Origin of the sequence: Aliiglaciecola sp., from assembly GCF_039982535.1 — a bacterium.
Lineage (GTDB): Bacteria > Pseudomonadota > Gammaproteobacteria > Enterobacterales > Alteromonadaceae > Aliiglaciecola.
Genome location: NZ_JBDWYG010000045.1, coordinates 26,670 through 41,918 on the forward strand (window position 1 = coordinate 26,670; position 15,249 = coordinate 41,918).

The window sequence follows — 15,249 nt, forward strand, 5'->3', positions numbered from 1 at the left end:
ACGCCGTGGCTCCAACAAACGAAAACCAACGAATATCGGAGGAATGATGAAAAAAACGGCAAAATTATATCGAATGGAAAGCTCGCAACATATTTGTCCTTTTGGATTGAAATCAAAAGACCTATTGCAAAGAAAAGGTTTCGAAGTTGAAGACCACAAATTGGCTTCACGTCAGGAAACCGATGAATTCAAAAATGCTCACGATGTAAAAACCACCCCCCAGACCTTCATTGATGGCGAAAGGATCGGTGGATACGATGATTTAAGGGCATTTTTTGGTATGTCTAAACCTGGTCAACAGGGCAAAACTTACACGCCTGTTATCGCAATATTTGCTGTGGCAGCGCCTTTAGCCATAGCAATGGCTTATTCTTCGGCGATGGCCATTGTTTCAATACAGACATTAATGTTATTCGTTGCATTTTCAATGGCGATTCTTGCGGTACAAAAACTGCGGGATTTATATAGCTTCTCAAATTCATTTATTACCTATGATTTGCTTGCCATGCGGGTTGTACCTTACGCCTATGTGTATCCATTTTTAGAGGCCTATGTTGGGATTGGGATGGTCGCTAACTTGCCTCCATTAATGATTGCACCAATATCGTTGTTCATTGGTGGCATCGGGGCCGTATCGGTTTACAAAGCCGTTTACATGGACAAACGTGATCTCAAATGCGCCTGTGTTGGCGGTAAAAGTGATGTGCCATTGGGCGCGGTATCATTAACTGAAAACCTATTCATGATCGCCGCCGGTTTGTGGATGTTAACCCTGTAGCATGGCCTTCAGGCCATGGATCGCGAAGCCCATGGAATCGCGGGGTTAAAACCCCCGCCTACAGGTCTGGATTGTAGCATGGCCTTTAGGCCATGGAATGCGGAGCCCATGGATAGCGAAGCCCATGGAGTTGCGTGGACAAAACAAAAAAGGGGCGATTGCCCCTTGGTATTCGATGATTGTTTCGCGGTTTATTTTGTTTGTTGTTTGCGAGCTGCTAACAAACCAGCGATACCGAAAAACAATAAAAACAGTGCTGATGGCTCTGGAACTTGCTGTACTTCAGCAATAGCAACCTCTAGGTCGTAGGCGTAGTCTGTGAAAGTATCGAAGAAACCTTCGTTACCACCAACGGCAAGGGTGTATGAACCTGCTTCTAATACTAAGCCAGTTAAGCTTCCGCCTAAACCCGGAACATAAGGGCTATTACCGTCTACAAAAACTAGGTTGTCGAAGAAATCGCTGAAGTCGCTGTTATTTGAAAAAGGAATAGCGAAGTCATAGCCGATTGTGCCTTGGTATAAGCTTAAACCCATAGTGATCAATGAGTCAGTTGTAGCAGTGAAGGTTGATTGCGCGGCTACATCGAAAGTGATGAAGTCAATTGCATCACCAAAGGTATCTTCGTTTAACCAGCCGCTATCACCTACTACTGAGTCAGAAATTAAACCGTCAGTTGGAAGTGAAATAATTGAAGCTGAAGCTGATGCACTGCATAACAACACAAGGGCCGTTAGCATTGGAGTTAATATACGTTTCATAGTCTTTCCTAAAGTTAATAAGGCACCTGGGAAAGCTTTCTCAGGTGCCACTTGTTGTTATTTTTAGATTAAAGTGCGCCGTTTTCCCACGGACCAGTAATAGCGAATGTCACACCTGGTGATTGCACGTTCACGAACAACCAACGACCGTAGAAGCATGCGCCAGCCATTTCTTGGCTAGTAAAGCTGCGTCTGTTGCTACCGTCGGTAGAGTCGCCAACTGAATCCCAGAAATTAGCTTCTGTACCTGGATAGATGGAGTCAATTTGGGCTAAATCGCCTTGGTCCAAAGACACATTGTTTTCAGCGAACGGGAAGGTTTCACCGGCCATGGTTAAACCAATAAGACGTTTAGGGTTTGAACTACCATCTTCACACATCAAGATGTTTCCGCGTGGGCTAACAGCGATGTTATCTGGCGCATTTACTTCATTAACTGCGTCAGATGATTCGAAAATTATAGTTAAGGTTTCTTTGCGAGGATCGTAGCAGAAGATTTGTCCAAGGTTGGCTGCGCCACCTGAGGTTGATACGAAGTAGATTTTGCCATCGTCATACCAGCAGCCTTCACCGCGCTCAACAATTGCAGCGTCTGAAGCTTGGTTGTAACATCTGTCAGTTGTTGCGTCTGGATCAGCAACTTCCTGCCAAGTAACATCCCAAACTGTGCCTTGCACTAAGCCACCACGCAAATCTACACGCGACTCACCGTTTAGCACCATGGCATACAAGTTACCGCCAGATTTCAAGTCACCCCATTCGCCTGCAGGAACAAAACGATAGAATGCAGAAGAACCCGCGTCTTCAGTTTCATATACATAGCCAGTTGCTGGATCAACAGCTGCAGCTTCGTGTGAGAAACGACCCATTTCACGAATCGGTTGGCCATCGGAGATACCAAATCCAGGGACTTCGAATACGTAACCGTGATTTTCCCCTTGTGGGCCGGCGTTCCAGTTGTGGAACGTTTCTTCACAAGACAACCATGTTCCCCAAGGTGTGCTTCCGCCAGCACAGTTTCTAATCGTGCCACCAAGGCTGTTGTATGAAGATAAGAATTCACCTTTAACGATATCAAACATCAGGTTAGTGGTACCGCCATTTTGTGCTGCGTTATAAACGCCACGGCCACCACGAGGTGACGCTGGAAAGCCTTCGCCCTCTGAACATTCGTGGTTACGAACAAGACAAATAATGTTGCCTTTGACTGCAGCGATACCCATGCCATCATGGTCAGTTGGTGTAGGTAAAAGGTCTGATTGTACTTGACCAGTCCAACCGTAAGAGGTGTATTCAAAACCTTCAGGTAAAGAAAGTAGATTTAGACCTGTTGCTTTGTCTGCTGTAGGAGTAAGCGGGCCGTATGAATTGTTAAAGGGTAATGACGCCGCTTGAGCTTTGCTAGAAACTGCTGCAAACGCTGTGCTTGCTGCTGCAATAGAGCCACCTTTTAATACTTGGCGACGGCTAAAAGCAGGTTCAATTTTATCTTCATTTTGTGGGATTAAATCTAATTCTTGTTCTGACATGGTGTTTCCGGTCCTTATAATTAGTGGTTTGGCGTAAGTTGAACTCGTTATGTAAATCAACTAGCTGTGTACTAATTTACCGACCTTAAATGACAGTTTTGGATCTCTTTTTTTACGCTTTTTTAAACTTTTAGTGACATAAATATTGCTTTTTTATTAATCACTTAGATGGATTGATCCATTTGTTTGCGAAGGTTCTGTTGTTGTTCAGATTGAGTCCAATTTATCAACACTATAGACAGTTCATACAAGGCTAAAATTGGTACACCTAAGGCAATTTGTGAAATTAGATCTGGTGGTGTGATTAAAGCCGCAATGAAAAAGACGCCAACGATGGCGTGTTTGCGATAGTCTCTTAACGTTTGCGCATCGATCACGCCTGCCTTGGCTAATACCAAAAGCAAAACCGGCAATTCAAAACACAAACCAAAGGCGAGTATCAAACGAATAACTAACGCAAGGTATTCACTCATTTTGGCTTCCAACTCCACATTGATTGTGGCGTTTTGACCGCTTGATTCAAAGCTAATGAAAAACTCCCAAGCCAATGGCATCACAACGTAAAACGCCAGTGCTGCGCCCATAACAAATAAAATGGGAGTGGCAATAAACAATGGAGATAGGGCTTTTTGTTCGTTTTTATACATGCCCGGCGCAATGAATTTCCAAATTTGAATCAACGTAATGGGCAAGGTACAAAAGGTGGCGCTGAAGAAGGCCAGTTTAATATAAGTAAAAAAGGCTTCATGCAAACCTGTGTAGATCATGCGTCTGCCGCTGTCGGGGCCAAATATTTGGTACAAAGGTTGTTGTAAAAAGCTGTAAATCTGTTCGGCAAAAAAGTAGGAAACAGCAAACATCAAAGCAAAAAAAGTAAAGCAGAAAAGTAGGCGTCTGCGTAATTCAATTAAATGAGTAAGCAGTGGCGCTTTGTTTTGCACCTCATCATCTGGGTTGCTGGTTTGTTGTTGAGATTGGCTCATTGAATCTGTTCCTGTTTGGTGGAAGCAGCGGGTTGCTCTAGCTGAGCATTTTGACTTTGTTCAACTTCAGCTTTTTTGTTGGCGATTTGTTGGGCACGGTTATTATGATATTCAGCGTTTTGCGAACCTGGGATAAAATCGTCGGGCAAGTTGCGAATGTCTTCGGGGAGAAGTTGTTTCCAGTTGGTTGATTCAGTGGTAGTGCCTTCAACAATGCGAATTTCATTTTCAAGCTGCTTAAAGCCGCCTTTAACATCATTGATAGTGCGTTTCGCCTTGGTCACGAATTGGTTAATCATTTTGAACATCTTGGGGAGATCCTTAGGACCTATCACCAATAATGCCAAAGCGGCTACAAAACCAAGTTCTATCCAACTGAGATCAAACATACTGTGCTCCCGTAGATATATTTATTGGTTTTCGATTTTTTCTTTCGGTTTAGACTCGCTGGCAGTTTGCGTAGTCTGTTCTTCGCTTTCGCCAATACCTTGCTTGAAGCTCTTGATGCCTTGAGCCAAGTCACCCATCAATGCAGGGATTCGACCTCTGCCGAACAACAAAATAAATAACAACGCCACTAGAACTACTTGCCAAATACTTAAACTCATTTTTGTGCTCTCCAATTAAAGTCGAACAAGCATGCGTTGTGAATATGACCAAGCTATGACGAAAATATGAAATTAAAAAGTAACAGCGTTAACACCACAGAGATAGTTGTAGCATGGCCTTCAGGCCATGGAATGTTTCAATCGGCGCACGGACCTGTAGCATGGCCTTCAGGCCATGGAATGTCGGGGTATGAATTATGGGGCCTGTAGCATGGCCTTTAGGCCATGGGTAGTGGATTCAACAAAACCCTCGCGGGGCTAAAGCACCCGCCTACAGGTGAGGGATTTACCATTATTTCGCGGGCCTGTAGCATGGCCTTTAGGCCATGGATAGGGGATTCAACATAACCCTCACGGGGCTAAAGCACCCGCCTACAGGTGAGGGGTAAACCATTATCGCGCGGAGCCTGTAGCATGGCCTTTAGGCCATGGGTAGGGGGTTCAATAAAACCCTTACGGGGCTAAAGCACCCGCCTACAGGTGGGTGGGAGATTCAACAAAACCCTCACGGGGCTAAAGCACCCGCCTACAGGTGGGTAGGGGATTCAACAAAACCCCCACGGGATTAAAACACCCGCCTACGGGGTGCTTTGATGGGGTGTTGCTTGGCTTTCGGACTTGGATAATTTTCCTTTGATCCATCTAAATGGCAATTTAATATCATCTAGAATTAGATACATACAGGGGATCAGAATCAAGGTCACTATGGTGGCGTACATAACCGCGAAACCTAAGGCGATGGCCATGGGCACGACCATTCTTGCTTGCATGCTGGTTTCGAACATAATGGGTACTACGCCAACAAATGTAGTGATTGAGGTTAACGTAATAGCTCGGAAACGAGCGCAGCCAGCGTCGAGCACCGCTTGTTTAATATGTATGCCGTTTTTACGCATGGTGTTGATAAAATCTGTCATCAACAGTGAGTCGTTAATTACCACCCCTGCGGCAGCAATCAGGCCGAAGGTCGACATGGTGCTTAGGTCTGCACCAAAAATAAAGTGCCCCCATATAGCGCCGGTGAAACTGAATGGGATAACCATCAGTATCATGAACGGCTGCATGTAGCTTTTCAGTGGTACGGCTAGAAGAATGTACATCATGATCAAGCCGGCAATGAAAAACAAAATTTGTTCGTTTTGCTGAGCTTGTGATTCTTCAATTGCGCCGCCGAGTTCAGTTTTCACTGATGGGTAGAATTTTTGCATTTCAGGCAGCAGATCATTAGCTATTTTTTCCACCACTTCGTTAGGTTCTACCACTTCTTCGTCGATGTTGCCATAAACATAAACGCTGCGATAACCACCCTCTCTGCGAATGTAGCTAATGCCTGGTGTTTCTTCTAAATTAACCACGTCACCTAACATAACTTCCCTGCCGGATGGTGTGGTAATGACAGCGTATTTAAGCTCTGCGAAACGCTCTCTAGTTAATCTAGGGTAGCGCACCATAACTTTTACTTCTTCACCATTACGGATAACTCGTTGGGCTTCACCGCCGTAGAAACTGGTGCCTACTTGGCTGGCGATAGAAGAAAGGTCTAAACCTAAGTCATAGGCCACGGGCAACAGGGTCATTTGAATTTCTTTGCTGGCCGGATCGATAGTAGAGCTTACATCGAATAAGCCTTCTTGTTGCTGCAGTAACTCAATGAGCTTGAGTCCGGCGGCATTGAGAGTCTCTAAATCTGGACCAAACAATAGGTAGCCGAAGTCGCCATCACCGTTACCTTCTGCAAAGGGATCATCTCGAATCGTAAATGACTTCATACCTGGAATTTCAGGTATTTCTGCTCGCCATCTTCTGGCCAACTCAAAGGTATCAAAGTGACGTTCTTCTTCTGGAACCAGGGCAATTAAAACCTGCCCTTCGGTGCGGCCATCGTTAAATGACAGTATGTCTCTGATTAAGCCTGTTCCGTATTCATTAATAACGTCGTTTTCCACTTTCTCGATGACTTTTTCGATAACCTGCAAGGCTTCAATGGTGGCCGTATCGGAGACAGTTTCATTCATTTCTATACGAATACTGGGGAAATCATGGGGCACAGGTGGGGTGGGCACCATGCGCACAAAATTGCCAGTAATTAGACCAATACTAATCAGCAAAAAAGCCACAAAAGTCCCGAATACTGCCCAACGGAAGCGGGTGCAAACTTCAATAAAGTTGCGATAAGGCCCGTTAACAAAACCGAAAAAGCGGGTATTGAATCTATCTCGCCAACTGCCAGGTTTTATGGGTTTAAAGTTAGTGTGGGCTAAATGGGCGGGCAGGATTAACTTGGATTCCACTAAGCTATAGATTAGACAGAATATGGCCACACCGGCGATATTCCACATAAAGGTGCCTAAAAATCCGCTTCCTTGAGTAAAGGGTAAAAATACCGCTATGGTGGTCAACACACCAAAGGTGGCTGGAGTAGCAACACGTTTCGCGCCTCGCACCACACTTTCCACGCCGCCGCCGCTTTTTTCGATCTCCGTATAGGCACTTTCACCAATGACAATGGCATCATCCACCACAATCCCTAGTACCATAATGAAGGCAAATAACGACAGTACATTAATCGTAAGACCAAACATACTCATGGTCAAAATCGCACCTAAGAAACACACTGGCAGACCAATCATCACCCACAATGCCAGTCTAAAGCGAAGGAACAAGGTCAACATAAATGCCACTAGTATGGAACCTTGAAACAGGTTGCTAAGCATCATATTGAGTCGTTCACTAACGTATGTGGTCATATCAACCAAGATTTTAAGCTCTATGCCTTGGGGGAGGGTTTTACTGCGTTCTGCAACAAAGGCTTTTACCGAATCTGCCACGGCTATCATATTTTGATCTTTGGTTGCGTTCACTGACATGTAAATGGCATTTTGGCCAGAAAAGCTAAAGTAGCGTTCACCCTCAGTGAAACCGTCTTCAATAATGGCCACGTCTTTAAGTAACACTTGGGCACCATTATTTCCTATCTTAATTGGAATGCTGCGAAACTCGTCGCCTTTATAAAACTGGTTTTCGACTCGCACGGAAATAATACCGGTATCGGTGCGCAATTGACCGGCGGAATAGTTTGCTGAATAGCGCTGAATCGCTTGGCGAATTTCGTCGAGGGTGATGTTGTATTTACGTAGTTCGTCGGGTTTAATTTCAACGGCAATTTCGTCGTCAGGCGCATATAAATCGATTAAAGACACATTGTTTAACTGTAACAGTTCGGTCTCAATCTCTTTGGCTAAGGGTTTTAATTCCCCTAAGGTTGTATCGCCCACAATGGCCATTTCTATGACGTCTTGGTTAAACTCTTCTTGGTAAACCGTGACCGGTTCCATGCCCGCCGGAAAGGTGGCAATACCATCTACGCGCAATTTAACTTTGTCTAGCACATCAGACAGTTTCTCATCGGGATCAATTTCCAAGCTAACTCTGCCACTGTTTCTAAATGCCCTTGAAACACTGCGATTAATCTCGGTAACGTCTTTTAAGGCTTCGTCTATTTTAATCAGAATACCTTCTTCAATTTCCTGTGGGGAGGCCCCGGGGTAATTGGCTTGAATGCTGATGTAATTGATTTCTAGGCTAGGAAACATCTGTCTAGGCAAGGAGAAGTAGCTTGCTGCACCTAAAACTGCGATAAATACCATGAGTAAGTTGGCAGCGACTGAGTTGTTAGCAAAGTAGGCGATTAGTCCAGTCTGTTTGGCTTCATTAGTCATTATATTCGGCCTACTGGTTAGGTTGCTGGGCAACTAAATCGTCATCTTGCTGTGCGTTATACAAGCGCACTTCCATATTCTTTTGCGGGTAATCTGGAATTGTGGTTACCACGCGGTCTGACTCGTTTAAGCCGCGTTTTATAATGAAATGCGCACCTTCTTCACGAATAATATCTACCGGTTTAGGTTGCAGTTTGTTGTCGTTATCAACTACCCAGACTTGCTTATTGGTTACCAAGTCTTGGGGTAAACGATATACATTTTCCAGCACTTGACCAGAGATATTAACCTCAACATAACTACCAAATTTCAGAGCAGGTACTTGGCTTTTTAAGCCATAGGGATCATCAATTTGGACGACAATATGACTCATTCGTGTAGCTTGATCGATAACCCCAGTATCACGAACCACTTTGCCCGCTCGGCTAAAAGTGTTTACACCTTTAACAATGACTACCGCGTCTTGGTTTTCAAGGTTAGCGGGTAAATAGGCACTATCAAAGCCGGCTATTGGAAACAGAACTTCGGCTGACTCAATATTATTTAGTGTTCCTACTTTAGCGCCACTGCTAACATATTCTCCTAGGCCAATGGTGCGGTCTATTACAAGGGCATCGTAGGGAGCGGTGACTTGGCAATTGTCTAAATCACGCTGGGCTATTTTCATTCTTGCTTGGGCCGATTTAAGCGCTGCTTGGGCACTCAATATTTGTGGCTTTCGAAGATAAAGGTCACTGACCTTGGTGCTGGTAAGGTTTTTAGCTTCTTGTTTTGCTACTTCGCCTTGGGCTTGCTCTTCAATTAACGCGCTTTGTGCTTGAATATATTCCGCTTCTGCTTGCAATAACGCAGCTTCATAGGCGTCTTTTTCAATACTGAATAAAACTTCACCGCGCTTTACTAAACCACCGGCAACGAATTTAGGGTTCCAGCTGGTGATTTCGCCAGAAACCTGTGCTGATAGGTTAGTGCTTTCCAGCGGCGTCACTTCACCAAAACTATGGATGAGTACTTGATAACTAATGGATTCAGCGGGGACTATGTTGACTAGGGGACGAGTGTCGACTTCTTCTTGAGTGGATTCTTCTTTGCCAGATGCGCCAATTACCATCATAGCGCCAATTCCTAAGCCAACTATTACCACGAATAGAAGCGCTTTAAACCATGTATTGTTCATACTAACTCACATTCTTGTTATTATACTTTATGGGTATCTACCTGTTTTATCGATTTATTTTTGATATTTGAAAACAAGTAGTACTACATCACATCTAAGGTCTTCCCCATAACGCATATAATCGCTTTGACGAATGCCTGAATTGTTTTTACTCTTTAAAAGGTACGCAATGTTACCTTGTATAGCAGCAATAAAGAAGATTTTAGGTTAGCTGAATTGTTAAAATATGTGTATTTTTTTACTTCTGTATGGATAAATCGCCGGGGCTAGCATGGTCAGTTGCTATATATCTTGTGGGCAGTTGAGAAAAACTTACTCAGAGAATTTACAAAAATAGGGTAGTATTTACTACGGATTAAAATATGGGAGTCTGAACGTTGAAACAGTTTATTGTAATGTTAGGTATTTGTCTGTGCTGTGGATTGGGCGCATTCGACAGTGTTGCTGCACAAAAAGGTGCGACAACTGCAAATAAAGAAACTGGAAAATTTACAACTGGTCCCGTAATCGAAGGTTTTGGTAAGCATGCAAAAGTGCAAATTGACCAAACCTTCGACCCTAATACTGAATTTAAAGTGGCGTTTGACGTGAGTAAAACCAGTGGTGAGAAAACCTTAAACCGACACTTTGATAGTTTAGCGCGCTTTCTCAATATGCTGGTGGCTAATGGCGCGAAACAAGAAAATATTCATTTAGCGTTGGTTGTTCATGGTAGTGCAGGCAGCGATTTACTTAACCCCGCTGCCTATAAAAAGCGATTTAATGCCGAGAATCCCAATAATCCATTAATTGCTGAACTATTAAAAAACAATGTTGAAGTATACCTTTGTGGTCAGTCTGCAGCGTTTCGTGACGTTAGCAACGATGAGCTTATTGAGGGCGTTCAAATGTCGCTTTCCGCCATGACCGCTCATTCGTTGTTGAATCAACGCGGCTATTCAGTGAATCCTTTTTAGGGGTTCATGTTGTTATTGTTAAATTGCGCATTTTTGCTCGATGACTTGTTTTAGTGTCTAAGAATACACCTTGTTTGGATGTCTGTGAGAAGTAGAAGTTTTAGTTTAAGTATCAATTCAGCTTATGTAGCAATTTGTATTGCAGTTTGCTTTATCTCGATTAATATCGCTTCTGGATTGGTAGTAAGTCCTAACTTGCTATCCCATGAAGTGCAGATAAGAGATGTAGCTGCTTCTTTTGCATTGCCAATTATTGGTGCTTTTTGCTTTTTTATTATGCCGTTCATTATTTCTATCGCCCATAAAGAAGTGTTAAGCAATGGGCAAAACTGTGGATTATCACTAAGTCAGTCCACTGAACTTGCTAGTCAAATTAAAAATATTCCCCGTAAAGTATTAATAATCTGTGTGCTTGGCGGTTTCTTAATGATGTTTAGCTATTTCTATACTGAGCACCTTTTCTTTGTGGAAGACTTAAGTAAAGAAGAAAACCTCATACGTTACCCACTTATTTTGCAAGCCTGGTGGATGTGGACAGGCATCTGTTTATCTATTTCGGTGATCCTGCGCAATACTAAAATTATTGATAAGTTTATTGTTGAATATTTAACCGTGGAGTTGTTTCGCAATCAGCACAGTTACCCATTTGCAAAGGCGGTATTTTGGAATGCCTTATTCTTTTCAATCGGTATTTCTTTAGTGCCCTTGTTTTGGATTGGCGGCGAACCTCAATTTAAAGACTTTTTACTTGCTATGACTGTGTTATTAATTTTAATTAATTTGACCTTTTACCCGCTAATACGCGTTAGACAAATAAAAAGCAGTACTTTTGAAACCCTTAAAGCGGCAAATCAATATGAGTGGCATGTTTCACAGATGACGCCTCAGGTTAGTTTTGAAAAGTTGACGCCCCATGAGCGTGATTTAATATTAAATGATGCTCAAAGTTTAAATGAGACCCCACCGAAAAGATGGACTAACCTGTGTCTGTTAGTTATGCGTGTATCTATACTCATCGCTATTCCATTTTTCACTTGGAGCTTATTTAAACTGCTTAATCATTCCTTATTCTTAGTGCAAATTTAGCGCTTTTTTCTGCACTAACCAGGTATTTTGCCTAAATAAATACACCGATCTATAAATTTATTTTACATTTCTTTAACAGTGCTGGAGAAGTGAATAATTCTCCGTTACTCTAACTCTTTCTTTGCGACAAAAGCCTAAGTCTGCGTTATTACCTTCAGGAGAATCGATGCGAAAAGTAGCCATATTATCGACCAATGATCTAGAAGATTTTTTCGTTTATGACCACTTGTTCTATGAACCCTTAGAAGAGATGGGCTGGGAAGCGATAGAAGTGTCATGGCGCGCGAAAGATATCAATTGGAGTGATTTCGAAGTAGTGGTTATTCGCAGTACTTGGGATTACCAAAGTGACGCCGATGCTTTTTTAGCGGTGTTAGAGGAAATAGTGGCAAGCGGCGCTAAATTGGAGAACAGCCTAGAGTTGGTGCAGTGGAATATTCGCAAAGACTATTTGAAGTCACTTGAGATAAAAGGTGTGGGCATAGTCCCCACCATCTGGTGTGACACCTTTGACTTTGAGCTGATAAAAAGTGCTTTTAAGCCGTTAAATTGCCACGAAATTGTTATTAAACCCTTGGTCAGTGCTAATGCTGATTACACATACCGCCTTTCTTTAGAATCTGTTATTGAAGAGCAGCAAGGTCTGACCGACATCTTTTCTTCACGACCTTACATGATCCAACCATTTCTTAAAAGTGTGATTAATGAAGGTGAATATTCACTGTTCTATTTCAACGGCGAATACAGTCACTGTATTGTGAAAGTGCCAAAGCAGAATGACTTTCGAGTTCAAGAAGAACACGGTGGTCAGCTTCGCAGTGTTGAGGCAGATGAGCCTTTGTTAAAAGCGGCCCAACAGGTTTTAGCTGCGCTACCAGAAATACCTCTGTATGCGCGTATCGACTTAGTTAAATATGAAGACGCTTATGTCACCATGGAAGTGGAGCTTATTGAGCCGTCACTGTATTTCAATATGGATGTAGATTCTGCTCAGCGCTTTGCGACAAGTTTTGTGAGTAAATATGGGCGCGGCAATTAACTTGCTGTAGCAAAACAGATTAAAGCATTTTGCTGTAATGGCCATTTTGTTTGACTAAGCGCGTGGTGATTGCGGTGTTAAAGCGTAAAACTCCAGGTAGCTTGCTCAAATCAACCCGCAGCAATTCATCAAAATCCGTTATGTCCTTGGCTAAAATTTCCAAAACATAATCAAACTCTCCAGTAATTGCATGACAAGCGCGTATGGATGCATGATTGATGATCGCCTCCTCAAACGCTTGGTGTTGTCCAATATCAATAACAACATTGACCAGAGCGCGAATGTTCAAGCCCATTGCTTGCGGCGACAGAATGGCGGAAAACCCAGTAATCACTTGTTGTTCTTGCAATGTTTTGACTCTGTTCCAGCACGGAGTTTTACTCAAACCTATGGCATCCCCCAGAGTTGAGAAGGAAAGTCGACCATCTTCTTCGAGTTGAGAAACGATCTGTTTATCTTTGTTATCTAGCATTAACTCTAACCTTCGTTCTTCTTTATTTTAAATATAAAGAACTTTGTTCTAAAAAGATCAAAATATCAAGTGTTTGAAGAACAATGTTCAAATCACTATCTATTACCATGAGTTCCAAGATAATCATTTGGAAAGCATCATGTACCGACAAAAATATAGCCGCTTATTAGAAAACCCTGAAATCCTCGATTATGGCGCTTATTTGCAGTGCGATAGCTTATTGAAGTGCCAAAAACCCCTAAATAAATTATGTAATTCAGATGAGCTACAGTTTCAGATTGTGCATCAGGTTGAAGAGTTATGGATGAAGTTGATGATCTTCACTCTTATTGATGTTCTTGAATATATGCAAGCCGAACAAAGTCATAGAGTCATCTCGCTGATGAAGCGGGTGCACATGTTGCAAAAAATGATGATTGAACAAATGGACTTGTTAGAAACAATGTCTCCTAAAGAGTACCAACAGATCCGTCTGCAATTGGGGAATGGTAGCGGCCAAGAGTCACCGGGTTTTCGTACCTTAGTAAAAATACCTGCCGATATATGGAGCGTATTCAATCAGTATTACATCGAGAACCGTAACACCACTATTGAAGCTATCTATGACAGCCAATATCAGCATGACGACAGCTATGTTATTGCTGAAAGTTTAGTTGAATTTGATGAGTTGTTGCAGAAGTTTCGTTGGCAACATTTGTTCTTAATCCAACGTACTATTGGAATGGAATCGCACTCCCTGAAAGGTCGCCCGGTAGATTTGTTAAAATCCGGTGCCAGAAACCAATTTTTCCCCGAATTATGGCAGATCCGAAATCAGATGACAGACGCTTGGGGACAATCTAATGGCAAAGTACGTGACTCTATCCTTAAAAAACAAGCCAACGGGAGTTAACCAGGGTGAGTTTTAATGAGTTGTTCAACCTTCCTCCTAACCCTTATTTTTTAAGTCATTCGGTAGGATGTTTAGGCAAAAAGTCAGAGCTTAGTTTGGCTGAAAACTTTCTAACCCCTTGGAAATTGTCAGGGGGAGATGCATGGCAACATTGGTTACACACGGTGGACTTGTTTTGTACAGGCCTAGGTCAGCTGTTCAACGCAGACTCTAGGGATTTTTGCCCACAAACTAACCTTTCTAGTGGTTTTACGAAGTGGTTAATGGCATTGCCAAAAGATACCGCAGAAACGGCCAAACGCAAGGTGCTCATCCATGAGGATGCGTTTCCATCCATGGGCTATGTAGCTCAGGCAATGCAGCAGTTAGATTTTGAGCTTGTATTCATACCCGCATCAGAATCGGCCTGTAAGATTGACACTTGGCAGCGCTATATTGAAACCGATATTTACTGCGTTTTGGCCACCCATGTTCATTCAAACACAGGTGAGGTTTCACCTATTCAGTCAATTGCACAAATCTGTAAACAGCATTCTTGTTACCTTGCTGTGGATGTTGCCCAGTCTGCGGGTATTTTACCCATTGACCTAAATTGCTGGGATGTGGATGTGATCTTTGGTTCAAGCGTTAAATGGTTATGTGGCGGCCCTGGGGCTGGTTTTATGTGGGTTAATCCAAAGACCGTCGAGCAACTGCAACCCATTGATGTGGGCTGGTTTTCTCACCGTGATCCTTTTGCTATGGAAATCAAAGACTTTCAATATGCCAATGATGCAAAACGGTTTTGGGGTGGAACACCCAATATTGCGCCTTATGCATTGGCTTTAGGTGGGTTACAAACGATTTTAGATATTGGACAGGCATCAATTTTTGCGCATAACCGACGGTTGGCGAAGACGTTTTTGCAAACGGTGAGTCAAAGTCTGTCCCAGCCTGTTGATTTGCAAAATAATGGGGGAACCTTGTGCCTCGAATTGCCTGAAACTCGCATATCGGCCATTAGTCAGGGGTTAAAAAAGCGTCACTGTTATTTTGATACCCGAGGTAATGTAATACGGTTGTCCTTCCATATTTATAATTCGGAACAAGAGGTGGAATTGCTGACTGAAGTATTCAATCAGCGATGACAGCATGCCAGTGATTCTCAGCATGCTTTATGTGGCTAGGACAGGTTTAGGCCCATTGCGCCTCAGCTGCTAACAGGAGCGCTATAGCTTACTCCTGTTAGCAAGTTTGAAGTGTGATACCG

14 protein-coding genes are annotated in these 15,249 nt (G+C 43.0%); 6 read left to right on the forward strand and 8 right to left on the reverse strand.

Going from position 1 to position 15,249, the window contains the following annotated elements:
• The first annotated feature begins 46 nt into the window (after window positions 1-46).
• Window positions 47-778, forward strand: a complete 732-nt coding sequence (locus ABJV04_RS14160) for a MauE/DoxX family redox-associated membrane protein (protein ID WP_348492203.1) — start codon at window positions 47-49, stop codon at window positions 776-778.
• Window positions 779-969: 191 nt separating this feature from the next.
• On the opposite strand, the gene ABJV04_RS14165 is transcribed toward ABJV04_RS14160, so the two are convergent.
• The 7 genes from ABJV04_RS14165 to ABJV04_RS14195 all read right to left on the reverse strand — a co-directional run bounded on the left by ABJV04_RS14165 (window position 970) and on the right by ABJV04_RS14195 (window position 9,555).
• Window positions 970-1,539 carry a PEP-CTERM sorting domain-containing protein gene (locus tag ABJV04_RS14165; protein WP_348492204.1) on the reverse strand — a complete coding sequence of 190 codons (570 nt, stop codon included), beginning with the start codon at window positions 1,537-1,539 and terminating at the stop codon, window positions 970-972.
• 68 nt (window positions 1,540-1,607) lie between these two features.
• Entirely contained in the window at window positions 1,608-3,068 is a 1,461-nt protein-coding gene (locus ABJV04_RS14170; RefSeq protein ID WP_348492205.1) for an alkaline phosphatase PhoX, read from the reverse strand.
• A gap of 164 nt (window positions 3,069-3,232) precedes the next feature.
• A complete protein-coding gene (gene tatC / locus ABJV04_RS14175; RefSeq protein WP_348492207.1) occupies window positions 3,233-4,051 on the reverse strand; it encodes a twin-arginine translocase subunit TatC in 819 nt (272 codons plus the stop codon).
• The gene (locus tag ABJV04_RS14180) at window positions 4,048-4,440 is read right to left on the reverse strand and encodes a preprotein translocase subunit TatB (protein WP_348492208.1); all 393 of its coding nucleotides are present in this window, start codon (window positions 4,438-4,440) and stop codon (window positions 4,048-4,050) included. Before ABJV04_RS14180 ends, tatC begins: the two co-directional genes overlap by 4 nt.
• Window positions 4,441-4,461: 21 nt before the next feature.
• Window positions 4,462-4,659 carry a twin-arginine translocase TatA/TatE family subunit gene (locus tag ABJV04_RS14185; RefSeq protein ID WP_348492209.1) on the reverse strand — a complete coding sequence of 66 codons (198 nt, stop codon included), beginning with the start codon at window positions 4,657-4,659 and terminating at the stop codon, window positions 4,462-4,464.
• Between the two features lie 578 nt (window positions 4,660-5,237).
• Window positions 5,238-8,378 carry an efflux RND transporter permease subunit gene (locus ABJV04_RS14190; RefSeq protein WP_348492210.1) on the reverse strand — a complete coding sequence of 1,047 codons (3,141 nt, stop codon included), beginning with the start codon at window positions 8,376-8,378 and terminating at the stop codon, window positions 5,238-5,240.
• Window positions 8,379-8,388: 10 nt separating this feature from the next.
• Window positions 8,389-9,555, reverse strand: coding sequence for an efflux RND transporter periplasmic adaptor subunit (locus ABJV04_RS14195; RefSeq protein WP_348492211.1), 1,167 nt, complete (start codon window positions 9,553-9,555; stop codon window positions 8,389-8,391).
• A gap of 377 nt (window positions 9,556-9,932) precedes the next feature.
• On the opposite strand from ABJV04_RS14195, the gene ABJV04_RS14200 reads away from it, so the two are divergent.
• The 3 genes from ABJV04_RS14200 to ABJV04_RS14210 all read left to right on the forward strand — a co-directional run bounded on the left by ABJV04_RS14200 (window position 9,933) and on the right by ABJV04_RS14210 (window position 12,636).
• Window positions 9,933-10,511: a DsrE family protein gene (locus ABJV04_RS14200; protein ID WP_348492212.1), complete on the forward strand. Its 579-nt coding sequence runs from the start codon at window positions 9,933-9,935 to the stop codon at window positions 10,509-10,511.
• Window positions 10,512-10,595: 84 nt separating this feature from the next.
• A complete protein-coding gene (locus ABJV04_RS14205; RefSeq protein ID WP_348492213.1) occupies window positions 10,596-11,597 on the forward strand; it encodes a hypothetical protein in 1,002 nt (333 codons plus the stop codon).
• Between the two features lie 166 nt (window positions 11,598-11,763).
• Window positions 11,764-12,636 (forward strand): hypothetical protein, encoded by an 873-nt coding sequence (locus tag ABJV04_RS14210; protein ID WP_348492214.1) that lies wholly within the window; start codon window positions 11,764-11,766, stop codon window positions 12,634-12,636.
• Between the two features lie 19 nt (window positions 12,637-12,655).
• On the opposite strand, the gene ABJV04_RS14215 is transcribed toward ABJV04_RS14210, so the two are convergent.
• Window positions 12,656-13,108, reverse strand: a complete 453-nt coding sequence (locus ABJV04_RS14215) for an Lrp/AsnC family transcriptional regulator (protein WP_348492215.1) — start codon at window positions 13,106-13,108, stop codon at window positions 12,656-12,658.
• Between the two features lie 139 nt (window positions 13,109-13,247).
• Here ABJV04_RS14215 and ABJV04_RS14220 point away from each other — a divergent pair, with 139 nt between their 5' ends.
• Both ABJV04_RS14220 and ABJV04_RS14225 read left to right on the forward strand, forming a co-directional pair.
• Complete coding sequence (locus ABJV04_RS14220; RefSeq protein WP_348492216.1) at window positions 13,248-14,000, forward strand: tryptophan 2,3-dioxygenase family protein; 753 nt, start codon at window positions 13,248-13,250, stop codon at window positions 13,998-14,000.
• A gap of 5 nt (window positions 14,001-14,005) precedes the next feature.
• Window positions 14,006-15,127, forward strand: a complete 1,122-nt coding sequence (locus ABJV04_RS14225; RefSeq protein WP_348492217.1) for an aminotransferase class V-fold PLP-dependent enzyme — start codon at window positions 14,006-14,008, stop codon at window positions 15,125-15,127.
• The last annotated feature ends 122 nt before the right edge of the window (window positions 15,128-15,249 follow it).

Bases quoted from the DNA above. Each gene is read 5' to 3' on its own strand.
- ABJV04_RS14160 (WP_348492203.1), top strand. From the start codon at position 47: ATGAAAAAAACGGCAAAATTATATCGAATGGAAAGCTCGCAACATATT.
- ABJV04_RS14165 (WP_348492204.1), bottom strand. From the start codon at position 1,539: ATGAAACGTATATTAACTCCAATGCTAACGGCCCTTGTGTTGTTATGC.
- ABJV04_RS14170 (WP_348492205.1), bottom strand. From the start codon at position 3,068: ATGTCAGAACAAGAATTAGATTTAATCCCACAAAATGAAGATAAAATT.
- tatC (WP_348492207.1), bottom strand. From the start codon at position 4,051: ATGAGCCAATCTCAACAACAAACCAGCAACCCAGATGATGAGGTGCAA.
- ABJV04_RS14180 (WP_348492208.1), bottom strand. From the start codon at position 4,440: ATGTTTGATCTCAGTTGGATAGAACTTGGTTTTGTAGCCGCTTTGGCA.
- ABJV04_RS14185 (WP_348492209.1), bottom strand. From the start codon at position 4,659: ATGAGTTTAAGTATTTGGCAAGTAGTTCTAGTGGCGTTGTTATTTATT.
- ABJV04_RS14190 (WP_348492210.1), bottom strand. From the start codon at position 8,378: ATGACTAATGAAGCCAAACAGACTGGACTAATCGCCTACTTTGCTAAC.
- ABJV04_RS14195 (WP_348492211.1), bottom strand. From the start codon at position 9,555: ATGAACAATACATGGTTTAAAGCGCTTCTATTCGTGGTAATAGTTGGC.
- ABJV04_RS14210 (WP_348492214.1), top strand. From the start codon at position 11,764: ATGCGAAAAGTAGCCATATTATCGACCAATGATCTAGAAGATTTTTTC.
- ABJV04_RS14215 (WP_348492215.1), bottom strand. From the start codon at position 13,108: ATGCTAGATAACAAAGATAAACAGATCGTTTCTCAACTCGAAGAAGAT.
- ABJV04_RS14220 (WP_348492216.1), top strand. From the start codon at position 13,248: ATGTACCGACAAAAATATAGCCGCTTATTAGAAAACCCTGAAATCCTC.